Raw genomic sequence first — 16,958 nt, forward strand, 5'->3', positions numbered from 1 at the left:
CGGTGCTCCCGGCGGCGGCCCGTCGCGTTCGGCGGTGGGGGAGCGGTCAGGGGAGCTGCGGGTAGAGCGCGGCGACCCCGCCGGCGAGCCCGGCCTGCACCCGCCGGCTGACGTCGTCGGTGACGATCTCGTACGCGTCGGCCTCGATGCCGTCGACGCCGATCCGGGCGATCGCGGCCGGATCGGACTTCGGGCCGGTGACCGTCGCGGCCATGTCGGTGTCCATGTAGCCGACGTGCAGCCCGGCGACCCGGACGCCCCGCTCGGCGAGCTGGAGGCGCAGCGCGTTGGTCATCGCCCACTCGGCCGACTTCGCCGCGCCGTACGCGCCGTGCAGGGGGAAGTTGACCCAGGACAGCACCGAGAGCACGTTGAGGATGGTGCCGCCGCCGTTGCCGGCGATGACCGGCGCGAAGGACCGGATCATCGACAGGTTGCCGAGGTAGTGGGTCTCCAGTTCCAGCCGGATCAGGTCGAGGTCACCCTCCAGCAGGTCCGCCCGGCTGTCGATGCCGGCGTTGTTGACCAGCAGGTTCACGTCGCCGGCCAGCGTCGCGGCGGCGGCCACCGAGGCGGGGTCGGTGATGTCCAGCCGGACCGGCGTCACGCCGGGCAGGTCGACGGTGTCCGGGTTGCGGGCGCCGGCGTAGACCGTCGCCCCACGCGCGACGAGCTCGGCGGCCAGGTGTCGGCCGAAGCCCCGGTTGGCGCCGGTGACGAGGGCGGTGCTTCCAGCGATCTTCATGGGGACTGCTCCAGGGTTCGTGGCGGGGCTTGTCGCACCGAACGCTATCCGGCTGACTTATGTTAGGCAAAGTCAGCTAGGTCACCCGACCGGCGGGCGGGAATCGGGAATACGACCCGGAGGCGCACACACCCCCACCGGTGACGGCTCGTATCCTTTGCGCGAACCTCCGCACGAGCCGAGAAGGGAGACGGTGTGAGCAACCAGGCCGAGACGTTGGAGTTCCAGGCCGAGGCGCGTCAGCTCCTGCAACTGGTCGTCCACTCGATCTACTCGAACAAGGACGTCTTCCTGCGGGAACTCATCTCGAACGCGTCCGACGCCCTGGACAAGCTGCGGCTGGCGACGCTCGTCGACAAGGACCTCGTCGCCGACACCGACGACCTGCACGTCGCCATCGAGGTCGACCGGGACGCCCGCACGCTGACCGTCCGGGACAACGGCATCGGGATGACCCGCGACGAGGTGGTCCGGCTGATCGGCACCATCGCCAAGTCGGGCACCGCCGAGCTGCTGCGCCAGCTTCGGGAATCCGCCGACGCCCGCGCCTCGCAGGAGCTGATCGGGCAGTTCGGCGTCGGCTTCTACGCCGCGTTCATGGTCGCCGACCGGGTCACCCTGCTGACCCGCAAGGCCGGCGAGACCGGCGGCACCCGCTGGGAGTCCACCGGCGAGGGCACCTACTCGATCGAGTCGGTGGAAGAGGCCCCCCAGGGCACGGCGGTGACCCTGCACCTCAAGCCGGCGGACACCGAGGACAACCTGCACGACTACACCGCCGAGTGGACGATCCGCGAGATCGTCAAGCGCTACTCCGACTTCATCGCGTGGCCGATCCGGATGACCGTCGATCGCCCCGGCGCCGACGGCGAGGCCGCCACCAGCGAGGTGCAGACCCTCAACTCGATGAAGGCGCTCTGGGCACGCCCCCGCGACGAGGTCGACGCCGCCGAGTACAACGAGTTCTACAAGCACGTCAGCCACGACTGGGCCGACCCGCTCGAGGTCGTGCACATGAAGGGCGAGGGCACCTTCGAGTACGAGGCGCTGCTCTTCCTGCCCAGCCACGCCCCGCTGGACATGTTCTCCCCGCAGGGCCGCCGCGGCGTGCAGCTCTACGTCAAGCGGGTGTTCATCATGGACGACTGCGAGGCGTTGGTCCCCACCTACCTGCGCTTCGTCAAGGGCGTCGTCGACGCGCACGACCTGTCGCTGAACATCTCCCGGGAGATCCTCCAGCAGGACCGGCAGATCCAGATCGTCCGCCGCCGCCTGGTCAAGAAGGTCCTCGCCACCGTCAAGGACCTCAAGGCCAACCACGCCGAGCGCTACCGCACCTTCTGGACGGAGTTCGGCGCGGTGGTCAAGGAAGGGCTGATCGACGACACCGACAACCGGGACACCCTGCTGGAGATCCTGTCCGTCGCGTCCACCCACGACGCGGCCGAGCCCACCGACCTGGCCGGTTACGTCTCGCGGATGAAGGACGGCCAGACCGACATCTGGTACGCCACCGGCGACTCCCGGACCACCATCGAGAACTCCCCGCACCTGGAGGCGTTCCGGGCCAAGGGCCACGAGGTGCTGCTGCTCACCGACCCGGTCGACGAGGTGTGGGTCGAGCGGGTCGGCGAGTACGACGGCCGGCCGCTGCGCTCGATCGCCAAGGGCCAGGTCGACCTGGACACCGACGAGGAGAAGCAGCAGGCCGAGGCCGAGCGTGAGCAGCAGCGGCAGGAGTTCGCCGCGCTTGTCGACTGGCTGGGCACGACCCTGGCCGACAGTGTCCGGGAGGTCCGCCTCTCGTCGCGGCTGACCACCTCACCGGCCTGCGTGGTGGGTGACGCGCACGACCTCACGCCGACGCTGGAGAAGATGTACCGCGCGATGGGGCACGAGGTCCCCTCGACCAAGCGGATCCTGGAGATCAACCCCGGTCACCCGCTCGTCGCCGGGCTGCGCAAGGCCCACGAGCAGGGCGACTCCGGCCCGGCCCTGACCGAGACCGCCGAACTGCTGTACGGCCTGGCGGTCCTCGCCGAGGGCGGCGAGCTGGCCGACCCGGCCCGGTTCACCCGTACCCTCGCCGACCGGCTGGCGCGCACCCTGTAACCGTTCGACCCCTCCGGCCGGCGGGCCGCCCGCTCAGCGGGTTCCGCCGGCCGGTCCGGACCCGTCGACGTCCGCCAGCCGGCGACGGACCTCCGCCGCGTCCGGGTGGCCGAGGTCGTCCAGGATGCCCAGCGCGGTCCGCCAACTCCGCGCCGCTTCCGCCGGGTCGCCCGCGTCGACCTGCGCCTCGGCCAGGTGTCCCAACGTGTCCGCCTCGTAGTACCGGTCCTGGAACTCCCGGTACAGCGCCAGCGCGTGCCGGTAGGCGACAACCGCCTCCGCGGGCCGTCCGGCGCGGTGCTGCGCGTAGCCGAGGGTGTCCCAGGTGGGCGCCTGGCCCTGCCGGTCGTCGAACTCGCGTAGCAGCTCCAACGCCTGCTGGCACGCCTCGACCGCACTGTCGTGCGCGCCGAGTTGGGCCCGGTACCAGCCGACCGCGTTCAACGCCATCGCCTGCCCGTAGCGGTGGCCCGCCTCGCGGTACAGCGCCAACGCCGCCTCGGCGTGCTGGACCACCTCGGCGCGCCGGCCCTCCCGGTCGGCCACCTCGGCCAGGTCGAGGCAGGTGTGCGCCTGGTTGGCCAGGTCGCCCAGCTCGCGGAAGAGCTCCAGCGCCCGCCGGAGCTGGCCGGGCGCCTCGTCGAGCCGGCCCAGGCGGGCCTGCGCCCGCGCCAGGCTGCGATGGGCGTGTGCCTGCCCGACCACCGCCCCGCTGCGCCGCGCCGCCGCCAGCGCCGAACGCTGCACCGCCAGCTGGTCGTGCCAGCCGCCCTGACGGTCCAGGAAACTGGTCAGGCTCCAGGCGAGCTGCCAGGCGTGCCGGTCGGCCCCGCTGGCGGCGCACCGCTCCACGAGCGCGATCAGTACGTCGCGCTCGCGGGTGAACCACGCCACCGCCTCGTCGTGGTCGCCGAACTTCTCCGGCCGTACGCCCGCCACGGCCGGGGCGAGGGTGATCGGATCCCAGTGCGGATGCAGCAGCACGGCCGCCGCGTGCGCGCTGTGCAGGTAGTGGTCGAAGAGCCGGCCGCGCGCCTCGGCCCGGTCGCCGGCCGGGTCGTGCTCGGCGGACAGCTCGGCCGCGAACGCCCGCAACAGGTCGTGCATGGCGTACCGGTCCGGGGCGCGCTCCAGCATCAGATGCGCGTCCGCCAGCTCGGCGAACGCCGCCCGGACGGCCCGTCGGCCGGCGCCGACGAGACTGACCCCGGCCGCGGTACTCACCGTCACGTCCGTGCTGCCGCCGACCAGTCGGAACAGCCGCGCGGTCGGCGCTGACAGCAGCCGGTACGACCAGGACAGCGCCGCCCGCACGCTGCTGTCGTGGTCGCCCGTGTCGAGCCCGTCCAGCCGGCCGTCGGCCCGGAGTTGCGCGCCCAACTCGGCCAGCGGCAGCTGGGGCCGGACCACCGCGCGGGCCGCCACCACGACCAGGGCCAGCGGCAGCCGGTCACAGAGTCGTACCAGCTCGTCGACCGCCGTCCGTTCGGCCCTCGCCCGCGCCCCGATCCGCGCGTACAGCAGGGCCTGGGCGTCCTCGGCACTGAGCAGGTCCAGCACGATCGCCTCGGCGCCCTCGGTGGCCACCAGACCGGTGAGCCGGTCCCGGCTGGTCACCAGCACCAGGCAGCTCGCCGCGCCCGGCAGCAGCGGCCGGACCTGCGCGGCGTCCCGGGCGTTGTCGAGCAGCACCAGCATCCGCCGACCGGCGAGCAGGCTGCGGTACAACGCGGTCTGCGCCTGCTCGTCCGCCGGCACCTCGCGGGGCGGCACGCCGAGCGCGGCCAGGAAGCCCCGGACCACCTGCTCCGCGCTGCGGACGACGCCGCTGTGGCTGTAGCCCTCCAGGTTGGCGTAGAGCTGCCCGTCCGGGAACTGCCCGGCGACCCGGTGCGCCCAGTGCACGGCGAGGGCCGTCTTGCCGACGCCGCCCGCTCCGGAGAGCACGGCCAGCGGAACGCCCCCGGGTCGTTCCTCGGCGGACGCCCGCAGCACGTCCAGCCGGGCCAGCTCCGCATCCCGCCCGGCGAAGCCCCGCACATCCGACGGCAACTGCGCGGGGATCGGGCGGTCCGCCCGGGTCCGTGCGACGTCCCCCGCGCCGGCCGGTACGGGAAGCGCCTGCGCGGCCGGCACGGTGACCTCACCACGCAGGATGGCCTGGTGCAGCTGGCGCAGCTCGACGCCCGGGTCCACGCCGAGCGCGTCGGCGAGTCGGTCCCGCAGCCGGGCGTAGTACGTCAGCGCCTGCGCACCCCGACCGGCCGCGGCCAGCGCGTGCAGCAGCACGGCGGCGACCGGTTCGTCCAGCGGATGCTCGTCGGCGAGCCGGGTCAGCGGATCGATCACCGCATCCGGCTCGCCCCGCCGCAGCATCCCACGGGCCCACTGCACGGCGGTGTCGGTGTGCCGGCGGTGCCAGTCCTGTCGGACCCGGGCCGCCCACTCGCCGGGTAGTCCGGCCAGCGGCTCGCCACGCCACAGCTCCAGCGCCCGGCGCAGCAGGTCCACCCGCTCGGGGTCCTGGTCGGACAGAGCGTCGGCCCGGTGCCGCAACGCCTCGAAGTGCGGGCCGTCCACTGTCTCCGGTGGCAGGTCCAGGAGATAACCGCCCGACCGGCGGGCCAGCGCGTCGGGTGCGCCCGCGTCGGCCAGCACCCGGCGGAGCCGGGCGAGATAGACGTGCAGGTTGTGGCGGACGCGGGGCGGCGACGCGTCGCCCCAGACCCGGTCCACCAGAGCGTCCAGGTGGACCGGTCGGCCCACGTCGACCGCCAGCGCGGCCAGCACGGCGCGCTGCCGGGCCGCTCCGGCATCGACCGGATGACCTTCCGCCCAGACCTCGACCGGCCCGAGGACCCGAATTTCCATGAATCGCCGCTCGCTGTGCTGCCGGTCGCCCACCCGGTGCCGGGACACCCCGGATTGAGGTTCCGGCAGGAATTCGTCGACCTTCCGCGCAGATCATCGTTGGCACAACGACATCGATCAACGTGATGTCGGCAACTCGACTCACGGCCGGTCCCGGTCGTGACGACACCGGAGGTCATCATCGTGCGAACTGCTCTGCGAAGACTCACGTCGGCGCTGCTCGGCGTGGTCGCCGTGGGCGCCACACTCGGCGTCGCCCCGAGCCCGGCCCAGGCCAACTACGCCTGCCCGTCGGGTCTGCTCTGCCTGTACTCCGGGGCCAACTTCAGCGGCGACATCTTCCTGCTCGACGGGCCGTACAACTGGTGTAAGGACGTCACGCTGCCCTCGTACTTCCGCAACCAGGCTCAGTCGATCATCAACAACCGGCCGTCCGGCACCGTCTCCACCTTCTGGGACAACGCGAACGCCACCGGCCTGCTCGGCTACCAGCACGCGTACGGCTACCGGGCGAACCTGGCATACGACACGGCCGCCATCGGGGGGACCTGGAACAAGCGCATCGAGGCGGTCCGGGTCTGCTGATCCGACGGCTGCGCGGGGGCGGGGCTCACCCGGCGCAGCCGCACCTGTGGGGGCCACCACGGCGCCGGCCGGAGTCCACGGGGACCCCGGCCGGCGCTGCGGGTGGTGTCAGCCCGGGTAGTAGCAGACGTTGGGGATGACCGGACCGCCGTTGACCCCGAAGATCGCGAAGCCCATGTAGGCGCGGGTCTGCGGGCCGTACTCGCCGTCCTCGGCGATGTTCGCGTACACGATGTCCTCGTTGATCTTGTGCTGGGCGTACCGGACGGCCTCGCGGGTCTTCGAACCGTAGTTGCCGTCCAGGGTGAGCGACCGCGAGTAGCAGTTGTTCAGCGCCTCCTGCAACACCAGCACCGCCGAGTTCGAGTGGCCGTAGCTGAGGTAGCAGCTCTTGTTCCCGGTCTGCCAGCCGACGGTCGGCACGTGCATGTCCGCCCCGCCCGGGTAGCCGCCGACCCGGTAGAAGGTCAGGCTGGTGCACGGGCTGGCCGCCTGTGCGGCGGCCGGCGTGGACAGGGTCAGGCCCACGCCGGCCAGTACGGCGACGAGGGTGGCCGCGGCGCGGCGACGGCCGGTGCGACTCTGCTGGAGCGCCATGGGTTCCTCCTGCGTGTGGGGTCCGGGATGGACCCGGTGCGCTTCGGAGCATCGCGATCGGTTGTCTACGGTTTCCTGTCCGAACGTCAATTCACCAGGTACGCGTCACACCGTGATCGGAATCGGTCCATCGTGGTCGGTGCACAGGTGAACGTCGTTCGCAACCGCTGGCCGGGGTGCCCCGCGCGGGCCGGTGAACAACTTCACAAGCGGTGGGCGACCGTCGGCGACCGTGCCTACCGTCGGTCGGGTCCGCCACCGTGGACGCCGCGACCGGTAACGCCAAATCCTGCCCCCGGTCGTCGGAAACAGAACCCGGGCAGGAGCGGGGGACCCAGGTTCCTCGGTGCATGTCACCTCGGGGTGAAGCCGCAGCGCGCGGCCGGGCTCCTCGGCCCGAACCCGACAGCTCACCTCGCCGGCGTGGAGGAAAGTTCCATGACGTCTGCGTACACCCCCCGTCATCGACGGGTCACCACCCGCCGCGTCGCCGTCGGCACCCTGGCCGTCGGCGCGGTCACCGGCGCCGTCGCCCTCTTCGGCCCGGCGGCCCCGGCCCAGGCCGGTGTCAACTGGGACGCGATCGCCCAGTGCGAGTCCGGCGGCAACTGGAAGATCAATACCGGGAACGGCTACTACGGCGGGTTGCAGTTCTCCCAGGGCACCTGGGCCGGCTACGGCGGCAAGAAGTACGCCGCCCGCGCCGACCTCGCCAGCCGTGGCGAGCAGATCGCGATCGCCGAGAAGGTGCTCGACGGGCAGGGCATCGGCGCGTGGCCGACCTGCGGCCGCAAGGGCGGCTCGTCGGGCGGCTCCGCGACGAAGTCCACCGGCAAGTCCTCGACGACGTCGACCGGCACGTCGTCGTCGTCCACCGCCGGCAAGGAGCACTCGTCGCGCGGCGACCGGCCGGCCACCCGTAACCACGAGCGGACCGCCCCGGCGGCCAGCGGTGACACCTACGTGGTCCGGCCGGGGGACACCCTGTCCGAGATCGCCGAGCGGCACCGGCAGAGCGGCGGCTGGCACGCCCTGTACGAGCGCAACCGTCAGCTGATCGGCGCGGACCCGGGTCTGATCCTCCCGGGGCAGCGGCTCGCTCTCTGACGTACCACAGGCGAACGCTCGGCCGGATCCCCGGCCGAGCGTTCGTTCGTCTGTGCGCTGTCTCCCGGGGGACGCGTCAGGCCGCCGAGGCGGCCGTCCGCGCGTCGCGGCGGGCCATCACGTCGGCGTTCCAGCCCCAACGCGGCGCCGGCGCGGCCGTCCCGGCCGGCCACTCGGTGTCGGCCTCGCCGCCGTCGGCCGTCCCGGCCGCGTCGGGGGTGCTGCGGGCCAGTCGCAGCGACTGCTCGGCGGTGGTACGCGCCGTGCACGGCCAGGACTGGCCGGCGCACTGGAGATTGCGGCAGTGACCCTCGTCGTCGGGCTCGTGCACGTCGAGCACGTCGACCGCGAGCTGCCACAGCAGCGGGTCGGTCACGTCGTGCGGGCGTTCGGCGCGACGGCTCGGTCGGTTGCTGGTCTCGTCGGACATGGGCCCCCCTCGTCAGGCTTTCCGGTCAAGAATTCACCCGTGGGCGGTCGGCTAAACCGCCGACCTGCTGTGATGTGTCTCCGGTCGCAGCGGCTAGTCCGGCAATAGGGGCATCTCGACCCCGGGCGTACGGCCGAGCAGTACCGCCCGGGTGAGCGCCGTCGAGCCGAAACGGTCCCGGACCGCGTCCACGGCGGCGTCCAGGTCAGCCCCGGTGTCGGCCTGGAACGGCAACTCCGGCTGGACCGGGTTGTCGTCCAGGTTGCCCACCGAGACGCCGAGCAGGGTGACACCGCGCCGGTCGATCTCCGGCAGGGCGGCCCGCAGCAGCGTGCGCGCGGCGGCGAGCAGCGGGGTGGTGTCGGCGGTCGCCTTGCGTACGGTGTGCGAGCGCGTGGCGCGGGTGTAGTCGCCGAAACGTAGCCGCAGCACCATGGTGCGTCCGGACCGCCCGGCCGTACGCATCCGACGGGTGACCCGGTCGACCAGGCCGGCCAGGATGGCGTCCAGTTCCGCCGGCGTGTGCGGGGCACGGCCCAACGCGTGCTGCGCGCCCATCGAGCCCCGGCGGCGGCCCACCTGCACCGTTCGTGGGTCACGGTTGTGCGCGAGGGCGTGCAGGTGCCGGCCGGCGCCCGCCCCGAGCAGGGACACCAACGCGGCCTCGCCGAGCCGGGCCACGTCCGCGACCGTACGGATCCGGCGTTCCCGCAGCTTGGCAGCGCTGACCGGCCCGACGCCCCAGAGCCGTTCCACCGGCAGTGGATGCAGGAACGCCAGCTCGGCGTCGGGGGCGACGACCAGCAGCCCGTCCGGCTTCGCCACCGCGCTGGCCACCTTCGCCAGGAACTTCGTCCGGGCCACGCCCACCGTGATCGGCAGGCCGACCCGGTCGCGGACCTCCCGCCGCAGCCGCTGGGCGATGTCGGCCGGGGTGCCGACCAGTCGGCGCAACCCGCCCACGTCGAGGAACGCCTCGTCGATGGAGAGCCCTTCGACCAGCGGCGTGGTCTGCCGGAAGATCTCGAACACCGCCCGGCTGGCCTGCGTGTACGCCGACATCCGAGGTGGCACCACGATCGCGTCCGGACAGAGCCGTCGGGCCTGCTGACCGCCCATCGCGCTGCGCACACCCCGCGCTTTCGCCTCGTAGCTGGCGGCCAGCACCACGCCGCCGCCGACGATCACCGGCCGCCCACGCAGGCGCGGGTCGTCACGCTGCTCGACCGACGCGTAGAAGGCATCCAGGTCGGCGTGCAGGATGTGGGCCCCGTGCGACACGTACACATGTTCGCATGGCGGCTGGCCGGTGCGGCAGTGAGCTGGGAGAACGCCCGCTTCAGTCGAGGCAGAACTCGTTGCCCTCCGGGTCTGCCATGACGATGTGACCGGCGCCGAGCGGGGGAGCGGGCTCGTGTCGGGCGAGTCGCCTCGCGCCCCGGCCGACGAGGCGGTCGGCCTCCGCCTCCAGGGCCGCCATCCGGTCGTCGCCCGTCAGCCCGGGCGCGGCCCGCACGTCGAGGTGGACGCGGTTCTTGGCCTGCTTGCCCTCCGGCACCCGCTGGAAGAACAGCCGTGGCCCCGCGCCCGTGGGGTCGACCACCGCGGAGGCGTCGTTGCGACGCTCCGGCGGCACGCCCATCGCGTCCAAGGCGGCCTCCCAGGAGTCGAAGCCCTTGGGTGGGCCCTGCAACTCGTAGCCGAGAGTGTCGGCCCAGAACGTTGCCAGGGCGGACGGGTCGGCGGCGTCGAACGTTATCTGCACCTCACGAGCCATGGCAGTCTCCTCGTTTGCCGGTCTGGTGGGTCACGCCGCCATCCTCTCGTGGCCGACCGACAAGACCGGCCCACCGCGCGCCACCGTGGTGCGGGCGGGTCACAGGTCGTCGAAGGGACGGGCGTAGCGGAACTCGCCCCGGATCGACGCGCGCCACGCGGTCAGCGGTCGGGCCATGAAGTACTGCGGGCCCCAGGGCTGCGGCGGGGTGACGCCCAGCTCGACGGCGGGCCCGAACCCGAAGCGCGGGTAGTACTCGGGATGCCCGAGCAGCACCACGAGAGGCTCGTCGCGGGCGTCGGCGGCACCCAGGACCGCGTGCATCAGAGCGCTGCCGACGCCGCGCCGCTGCCACTGCGGCAGCACGCCGAGCGGACCGAGGCCCAACGCCACCGGCTCACCGGCCACGCGGCCGCGCGTGGCCACCACATGGCCCACGACCTGGCCGTCCGCATCGGTCGCCACCAGGGAGTACGCGGGCAGCCACCCGTCGTCGCCGCGCAGGGCGTCGACAAGCGTGGCCTCGACCGGCACGCGATCGTCGCGGCCCTGGTCGGGGCCGTGGTCGCCGTGGTCGGGGCCGTGGTCAGGGCCGTGGTCGCCGCCGTCGGGGCCGTGATCGGCGGAGGCGAAGGCGGCGGCGTGTACGGCCCGGATGGCGTCGATGTCGGCGGCGGTCTCGCGTCTGATCAGCACCGCGCCACCATAAGCGCGCTGGGTCCATGGCCTCCACGAGTTATCGCGGGGTTCCGACGGCGCCCCCGGTGCCTCGGGTCGGGCCCGCCACGAGAAGGGTGATGCCTGTGGGTCATCAAGATGACGCAGGGGCATCACGCTCGCACGGTGTCGGGTGTTGACGCGGCGGGGTGCCGCGGGCCGGGCTCGCCACGGAAAGGGTGATGCCTGTGGGTCATCAAGATGACCCACAGGCATCACGCTCATTGGGGCCGTGGGCCGTGGGCCGTGGGCCGTGGGCCGGCGACCAGGGGAGTCGGGCCGGGCCGGCGGGAGCTGGCGTGGGGTCAGCCGACGGCGGTGGGCGACGGCGGGGCGGTGCCGCCCTGGGGCGCCTCCGGTGCCATCAACCGGATGATCTCGGCCTGGTCGGCGGGCGACGGCAGTCCCCATTCCGGCCGGTAGCCGTACACCTCGTGCAGTGGGGTGGAGCCGGTGCGGCCGTCGAGGATCTCCACGGCGTCGGTGTCGATCAGGCCCGGGTGTTCGACACCGCACGCCTCGGCGACCTTGACCAGGTCCCGGCGTAGCGTCGCCAGGTAGTTGGCGGCCCGGACCGACTTCAGTGCCGGGTCCAGGCCCCGGGCCAGCCAGGCGTTCTGCGTCGCGACGCCGGTGGGGCAGGTGTCGGTGTGGCACTTCTGCGCCTGGATGCAGCCGATCGACAACATCGCCTCCCGGCCGACGTTGACGAGGTCGCAGCCGAGTGCGAACGCCACGATGGCGTTGTCCGGCAGGCCGAGCTTGCCACCTCCGACGAACACCACCTTCTCGTGCAGGTCGTGCTCGGCGAAGACCTTGTACACCCGGGAGAAGCCCTGTTGGAACGGGAGCGACACCGAGTCGGTGAAGATCAGCGGCGCGGCGCCGGTGCCGCCCTCGCCGCCGTCGATCGTCACGAAGTCGACGCCGCGGCCGGTGTCGCGCATCAACGTGGCCAGCTCCTGCCAGAACGTCAGGTCCCCGACCGCCGACTTGATGCCGACCGGTAGGCCCGTCTCGGCGGCCAGCAGCTCCACCCAGTCGAGCAGGCTGTCGCAGTCGGAGAACTCGGCGTGCCGGGATGGGCTGACGCAGTCCTGACCGGCCGGGATGCCCCGGGTGGCGGCGATCTCGGCGGACACCTTCGCTCCGGGCAGCAGGCCGCCGAGACTCGGCTTGGCGCCCTGGCTCAGCTTGATCTCCAACGCCCGCACGGGCGCGCCGGCGACCAGGTCCTTCAGCCGTTCGAGACTGAACCGGCCGTGCTCGTCGCGGCAGCCGAAGTACGCCGTGCCGAGTTGGAAGACGAGCTCACCGCCGTTGCGGTGGTATGGCGACAGACCGCCCTCGCCGGTGTTCTGCAGGCACCCGGCGAGCGCCGCTCCCTTGTTGAGAGCGGCGATGGCGTTGCCGGAGAGCGAGCCGAAGCTCATCCCGGAGATGTTGACCACCGACTCCGGCCGGAACGCCCGGGCCCGCCCGCGGGCCGCGCCGAGTACCTTGGCGCAGGGCAGTCGCACGTCGTGCCCGGCTGCCGGCGTGGACGGCGGCACCGCTCGGCCGAACGTGCGGTGCTTGATGATCGGGTACCCCGGCGTGAACTCGATGTCGTTGTCGGTGCCGAAGCCGAAGTAGTTGTTCTCCTGCTTGGCCGACGCGTACACCCAGCGGCGCTGGTCCCGGGTGAACGGGCGCTCCTCGTTGTTGCCGGCCACGATGTACTGCCGCAGCTCCGGTCCGATCGCCTCCAGCAGGTACCGGGCGCGGCCGAGCACCGGGAAGTTGCGCAGCAGCGCGTGGTCACGCTGGATCAGGTCACGCGCGGCGAGCGCCGCGACGGCGGCGGCGACGGCGGGTACGGCTCGACGGGCCCAGGTCATGACCGGGACTCTTTCCGCGCGCGCACCGGCTCAAACCGACCGTGCCGCATACCCGCTGGTGGTGGGCCTGGCGGCGGCGCGGGTCGGACCCGCGCCGCCGCCGGCCGGGCTCAGCGGTGTCGGTACGACTGGCGGACCGATCCGCCGACCAGGACGCACCACGTGCTCGTGCTGACCTTGCCGTTGCGGGGCAGGCCGTGCAGCGCCTGCAGGTCCTGCACGGCGGCCCGGGTGGCGTGGTCGTACGCCCCGGTGGCGGTGACCGCGTACCCCTTGGTCGCGAGGATCTCCTGGACGGCCGTGACCGGCGCTCCGGCGGCGTGCTGGTCCAGCTCCGGCGCCAGGGTCTCCCAGGTGGGCGGCGTGAGCGTGGCGTCCACGTCCACGGCGATGCCGTTGCGGGCCTGCCAGTCCTGCACGGCGGCCACGGTCGCGGCGTCGAAGGTGCCGCTGACGGTCACCGCGTAGCCCCGCTGGACGAGCAGGTGCTGCACCACCCGGACCGACGGAGAGTTGACGAACCGCCACAGGTCGGGCCAGCGACGGGCCGGCACGTCACCGAGCGCGGTGCCCAGGGCGGCGTGCACGCGCCGCCGCAGCTCCGGGAACTGCCGGTAGAAGGCGGCGCCGGGGCACTCGGTGGTGCGGAAGTCCCAGTGACCGAAGATGTCGTACGCGTGCAGGCCGTACTGCCGGCAGATCGCCACGCAGAGCTTGACCAGCGAGTCGGTCAGCGCCTGCGGCGGGGTCTCGGTGACGTAGGTGCCCTCGTTCTCGATGCCGATGGCCCGGCCGTTCTCACCCGGGCAGTGCGCCGCGATCATCTGACGGTCGCCGGCTTCGAGGCGTTCCAGGCTGCCCCGGCGACCCTCCAGCACGTAACCGCCCCGGCTCACCGTGAAGTGTTGGCCGGTGTCCGACCAACCGTTGCCGTCCATGTGCAGGTCCTGGCAGTCGTGGGCCAGCTTGACCGCCTGCTCGCGGGAGTAGTCGGTCACGTTCGGGAAGGCCATGTGATGCACGATGATCTTGTTGGTGGCGATGGCGCTGACCGACAGCGGGTCCGCGGGCGGGCGGGCGCCCCACTCGTCGCAGCTGATGATCCAGTCCAGGTCCGTGCCGGGGGCGGCCTGCGCCGCGCCGGGGAAAGCGAGCTCGCTTCCGACGACGGCGACCGTGGCCGCGCCGAGACCGGCGCGCAGCAGTGTCCGGCGGTCCACTTCGGAATGCTCGACGTGCATGACATCTCCTCCTGCGGCCGACGGCGGGGGGTTGAAAAGTAGCTCCAGTGGCCGCGCGCATCACGGAGAATATTGCCAAGACTCGCCCGCGCGCTAGGGCCTGTCGCGTTTCCGGGTCCGCTGGTGGGGGTAGGTCGGGGCGGACTGTCCGCGCTGCCCCTTAAGGAATGACCAGATGAGTGACAACGTCAGCGACGCGGTGGGTGACGCCCTCCGCTCGGTGATGCTCTTCCTGCCCAAGGCCGTCGCCTTCGTGGCGATCCTGGTGGTCGGATGGCTGATCGCCAAGGCCGTGCTGAAGATCGTGGAGAAGGTCCTGGAACGGGTGGGCTTCGACCGCGCCGTCGAGCGCGGCGGCATCCGTCGGGCTTTGAACCGTTCCCGGTACGACGCCAGCGACATCGTCGCGAAGCTCGTGTACTACGCGGTGCTGCTGCTCACCCTCCAGCTCGCCTTCGGCATCTGGGGGCCCAACCCGATCTCCGACCTGATCACTGCGGTGGTCGCCTGGTTGCCCCGGGCCTTCGTCGCGATCGTCATCGTGGTGGTCGCCGCCGCCATCGCCAACGCCGTCAAGGACATCATCGGCGGCGCGCTCGGCGGGCTGTCGTACGGCCGGGCGCTGGCCGGTATCGCCCAGGTGTTCATCCTCGGCCTGGGCGTCATCGCCGCGCTGAACCAGATCGGTGTGGCCACCGCGGTCACCACTCCGGTGCTGATCGCCGTGCTGGCCACCGTCGGCGGCATCCTGGTGGTCGGAGTCGGTGGTGGTCTCATCCGCCCGATGCAGAGTCGCTGGGAGTCGTGGCTGACCCGCGCCGAGCAGGAGTCGCAGAACATCGTCACGCACGCCCGCTCCTACCGGACCGCCCGCGCCGAGGCCGAAGCCGAGGCCGCCCGGGCCGAGGAGGCCCGCGCGGCAGAGGCCCGCGCGACCGCCGACGCCGCGCCGGAGGGTCGTCCGTCCGACCCCGAGGTCACCCAGGTGGTGACGCGCCCGTCGGAGTCGGACGCGGACGCCACGCAGGTGGTGACCTGGCCGTCCGACCCGGACGCCACCCAGGTGGTGCGGCCGTCGACCGATGACACCACCCAGGTCGTCAACCGGCGGACGCCCGTCGACGCCGCGTCGGCCCGCGACGACACGACGCAGGTGGTGGGTGCCGGCCGGGACGCCGACACGACCCAGGTGATCAGTGGCGGCGCGGTTCCCGGGCAGCGCACCGGCGACGACAGCGAGGCCACCACCGTCATCCCGCCGGTGGACCCCGAACGGCGCTGAACGACGCCCGGCCGAGTGGCCGGCCGCGGGGCGGGATCCACCCGGATCCCGCCCCGCCGCACGTTCCGCCGGGCGTCGAAGGCGCTGGCAGGCGTCGGGACGCCGGTCTACCATCGCCGACATGACCTGGCGACATTGATCCCGCCCCGTAGGCCGCGCCCGTGGGCCGCCCCGGACATCGCACATCCGGTGTCCGCGTCCACTCCCACGGGAAGGCCCCCATGATCCGCCTCGCCTCGCGCGTACCCGAACCGGCGGTGCGCCGCCTCTCGGCGACCCTCTACGGGTACGCGTTCCTCAGCGACCTCGTCCTGCTCTATCCGCTGTACGTGGTGCTCTTCGCCGACACCGGCCTGTCGGTGGGGCATATCTCGTCGTTGTTCGTCCTCTGGTCGGCCGCCGGGATCCTGTTCGAGGTGCCGTCCGGCGCGTGGGCCGACGTGGCGTCCCGCCGGCTGCTGCTGTGCCTCGCCCCGCTGGTGACCGCCGCCGGCTACGCGCTCTGGGTGCTGTTGCCGTCGTACCCGGCCTTCGCGGTGGGCTTCCTGCTCTGGGGCGCCGGCGGGGCGCTGGTCTCCGGTGCGCTGGAGGCGCTGGTCTGGACCGAGTTGGCCCGCCTCGATGCCGGCGACCGGTACGCCCGCGTGCTCGGCCGCGCCCGTACGGCGGGTGTGCTCGGTGTGGTGGTCACCGGGGTGCTCGCCGGTCCGGTGTTCGCCGCCGGAGGGTACCCGGCGGTCGGCGCGGGCAGCGTGCTCGCCTGCCTGCTCGCCGCGGCCGTCGCCACCCGCTTTCCCGAACACCGCCGGTCCCCGGTCGCGCCACCGCCACCGGCCGCGCAACTGCCACCCATGTCGCCGGCCGCGTCGCCTGCCGTGTCGTCCGCCGCGCCACCGCCGGCCCCACCCGAGGACGCGCCGGCCGGGGCGTCCAACCCGGACGGCAGCGACGACCTGACCTGGACCGAGACGCTTCGGGCGGGTCTGCGTCAGGTCCGTACCCGGCCACCGGTGCGGGCCGCCGTGCTGCTGGCCGCCGTGGTGGCCGCCGACTGGGGAGCGCTGGACGAGTACACGCCGCTGCTGGCCCTGGACACCGGCGTGGGCGCGCCGGCGGTGCCGCTGCTGCTCCTGCTGCTGTGGGCCGGCGTGACCGTGGGCGGGCTGCTCGCCCCGGTGGGAGAGCGGCTCGGCCGGCGGGGATACGCGGCGCTGCTGGCCCTGGTCGCGGTGGCCCTGGCCGCAGGCGCGCTGGTCCGGCATCCGGCCGGTTTCGTGCTGCTCGCGGTGGCGTTCGGCGCGGCGCAACTGGCCACCGTCCTGGCCGACGCGCGCCTCCAGGCCCGGATCACCGGCGGTAGCCGTGCCACCGTCACCTCGCTGGCCGGGATGCTGACCGACCTGCTGGTCATCGGGACGTACGCCGGGTACGGGCTGGTCGCCACGTCGGCCGGCAACGCGGTCGCGTTCGCGGCGGCCGCCGGGGCGTACCTCGTGGTGGCGCTGGTGGTGCGGGGCCGCCGACGCCGCCGCGCGGCCGTGCCCGGCGACGTCGCCGCGGCCGGTGCGCGCGGCCCGGGCTGAGGGTGTGGCCCGACGGCGGGAGGGCCCGCTC

The 16,958-nt window shown here is 72.9% G+C and carries 13 protein-coding genes, 1 pseudogene and 1 riboswitch; of the genes and pseudogenes, 5 read left to right on the forward strand and 9 right to left on the reverse strand.

Translation table 11 applies throughout. The features are described 5' to 3' along the window. Positions 1 to 46 precede the first annotated feature (46 nt). Positions 47 to 745 carry an SDR family oxidoreductase gene (locus ACN263_RS12035; RefSeq protein WP_422739880.1) on the reverse strand — a complete coding sequence of 233 codons (699 nt, stop codon included), beginning with the start codon at positions 743 to 745 and terminating at the stop codon, positions 47 to 49. 195 nt (positions 746 to 940) lie between these two features. Between ACN263_RS12035 and htpG the strand changes: the two genes are divergently transcribed. Next, positions 941 to 2,857 (forward strand): molecular chaperone HtpG, encoded by a 1,917-nt coding sequence (gene htpG, locus ACN263_RS12040; protein ID WP_422739881.1) that lies wholly within the window; start codon positions 941 to 943, stop codon positions 2,855 to 2,857. Positions 2,858 to 2,890: 33 nt separating this feature from the next. On the opposite strand, the gene ACN263_RS12045 is transcribed toward htpG, so the two are convergent. Then, positions 2,891 to 5,728: an AfsR/SARP family transcriptional regulator gene (locus tag ACN263_RS12045; protein ID WP_422739882.1), complete on the reverse strand. Its 2,838-nt coding sequence runs from the start codon at positions 5,726 to 5,728 to the stop codon at positions 2,891 to 2,893. A gap of 183 nt (positions 5,729 to 5,911) precedes the next feature. Between ACN263_RS12045 and ACN263_RS12050 the strand changes: the two genes are divergently transcribed. Beyond that, positions 5,912 to 6,313, forward strand: a complete 402-nt coding sequence (locus tag ACN263_RS12050; RefSeq protein ID WP_422739883.1) for a peptidase inhibitor family I36 protein — start codon at positions 5,912 to 5,914, stop codon at positions 6,311 to 6,313. A 108-nt stretch (positions 6,314 to 6,421) separates the two neighbouring features. Here ACN263_RS12050 and ACN263_RS12055 read toward each other — a convergent pair whose 3' ends face one another. Continuing rightward, positions 6,422 to 6,910, reverse strand: coding sequence for a peptidoglycan-binding domain-containing protein (locus tag ACN263_RS12055; RefSeq protein ID WP_421470655.1), 489 nt, complete (start codon positions 6,908 to 6,910; stop codon positions 6,422 to 6,424). 270 nt (positions 6,911 to 7,180) lie between these two features. Continuing rightward, positions 7,181 to 7,349: riboswitch (cyclic di-AMP (ydaO/yuaA leader) on the forward strand. Between ACN263_RS12055 and ACN263_RS12060 the strand changes: the two genes are divergently transcribed. After that, positions 7,349 to 8,017 (forward strand): transglycosylase family protein, encoded by a 669-nt coding sequence (locus tag ACN263_RS12060; protein ID WP_422739884.1) that lies wholly within the window; start codon positions 7,349 to 7,351, stop codon positions 8,015 to 8,017. (Overlaps the previous riboswitch by 1 nt.) Positions 8,018 to 8,093: 76 nt before the next feature. On the opposite strand, the gene ACN263_RS12065 is transcribed toward ACN263_RS12060, so the two are convergent. From ACN263_RS12065 to ACN263_RS12090, 6 genes are all read right to left on the reverse strand, one after another. Beyond that, complete coding sequence (locus ACN263_RS12065; RefSeq protein WP_422739885.1) at positions 8,094 to 8,447, reverse strand: hypothetical protein; 354 nt, start codon at positions 8,445 to 8,447, stop codon at positions 8,094 to 8,096. 93 nt (positions 8,448 to 8,540) lie between these two features. Then, positions 8,541 to 9,728, reverse strand: a complete 1,188-nt coding sequence (gene dinB, locus ACN263_RS12070; RefSeq protein WP_422739886.1) for a DNA polymerase IV — start codon at positions 9,726 to 9,728, stop codon at positions 8,541 to 8,543. Between the two features lie 58 nt (positions 9,729 to 9,786). Beyond that, a complete protein-coding gene (locus ACN263_RS12075) occupies positions 9,787 to 10,224 on the reverse strand; it encodes a VOC family protein (protein ID WP_422739887.1) in 438 nt (145 codons plus the stop codon). Positions 10,225 to 10,323: 99 nt separating this feature from the next. After that, positions 10,324 to 10,920, reverse strand: coding sequence for a GNAT family N-acetyltransferase (locus tag ACN263_RS12080; protein WP_422739888.1), 597 nt, complete (start codon positions 10,918 to 10,920; stop codon positions 10,324 to 10,326). Positions 10,921 to 11,246: 326 nt separating this feature from the next. After that, positions 11,247 to 12,821 carry a glutamate synthase-related protein gene (locus ACN263_RS12085; RefSeq protein WP_422739889.1) on the reverse strand — a complete coding sequence of 525 codons (1,575 nt, stop codon included), beginning with the start codon at positions 12,819 to 12,821 and terminating at the stop codon, positions 11,247 to 11,249. Positions 12,822 to 12,931: 110 nt separating this feature from the next. Beyond that, the gene (locus ACN263_RS12090) at positions 12,932 to 14,062 is read right to left on the reverse strand and encodes a peptidoglycan recognition protein family protein (RefSeq protein ID WP_422739890.1); all 1,131 of its coding nucleotides are present in this window, start codon (positions 14,060 to 14,062) and stop codon (positions 12,932 to 12,934) included. Positions 14,063 to 14,237: 175 nt separating this feature from the next. On the opposite strand from ACN263_RS12090, the pseudogene ACN263_RS12095 reads away from it, so the two are divergent. Both ACN263_RS12095 and ACN263_RS12100 read left to right on the forward strand, forming a co-directional pair. Further along, positions 14,238 to 14,883: pseudogene (locus ACN263_RS12095) on the forward strand (mechanosensitive ion channel family protein); the annotation flags it as partial. Between the two features lie 682 nt (positions 14,884 to 15,565). After that, positions 15,566 to 16,927: an MFS transporter gene (locus ACN263_RS12100; protein WP_422739891.1), complete on the forward strand. Its 1,362-nt coding sequence runs from the start codon at positions 15,566 to 15,568 to the stop codon at positions 16,925 to 16,927. Positions 16,928 to 16,958: the final 31 nt, after the last annotated feature.

Source organism: Micromonospora sp. WMMD729, from assembly GCF_049315225.1.
Classification (GTDB): Bacteria; Actinomycetota; Actinomycetes; order Mycobacteriales; family Micromonosporaceae; genus Micromonospora.

Excerpts from the sequence above, each read along its gene's own strand:
- ACN263_RS12065 (WP_422739885.1), bottom strand. The coding sequence starts at position 8,447 with ATGTCCGACGAGACCAGCAACCGACCGAGCCGTCGCGCCGAACGCCCG.
- ACN263_RS12035 (WP_422739880.1), bottom strand. The coding sequence starts at position 745 with ATGAAGATCGCTGGAAGCACCGCCCTCGTCACCGGCGCCAACCGGGGC.
- ACN263_RS12060 (WP_422739884.1), top strand. The coding sequence starts at position 7,349 with ATGACGTCTGCGTACACCCCCCGTCATCGACGGGTCACCACCCGCCGC.
- ACN263_RS12090 (WP_422739890.1), bottom strand. The coding sequence starts at position 14,062 with ATGCACGTCGAGCATTCCGAAGTGGACCGCCGGACACTGCTGCGCGCC.
- ACN263_RS12055 (WP_421470655.1), bottom strand. The coding sequence starts at position 6,910 with ATGGCGCTCCAGCAGAGTCGCACCGGCCGTCGCCGCGCCGCGGCCACC.
- ACN263_RS12100 (WP_422739891.1), top strand. The coding sequence starts at position 15,566 with ATGATCCGCCTCGCCTCGCGCGTACCCGAACCGGCGGTGCGCCGCCTC.
- ACN263_RS12075 (WP_422739887.1), bottom strand. The coding sequence starts at position 10,224 with ATGGCTCGTGAGGTGCAGATAACGTTCGACGCCGCCGACCCGTCCGCC.
- ACN263_RS12085 (WP_422739889.1), bottom strand. The coding sequence starts at position 12,821 with ATGACCTGGGCCCGTCGAGCCGTACCCGCCGTCGCCGCCGCCGTCGCG.
- ACN263_RS12045 (WP_422739882.1), bottom strand. The coding sequence starts at position 5,728 with ATGGAAATTCGGGTCCTCGGGCCGGTCGAGGTCTGGGCGGAAGGTCAT.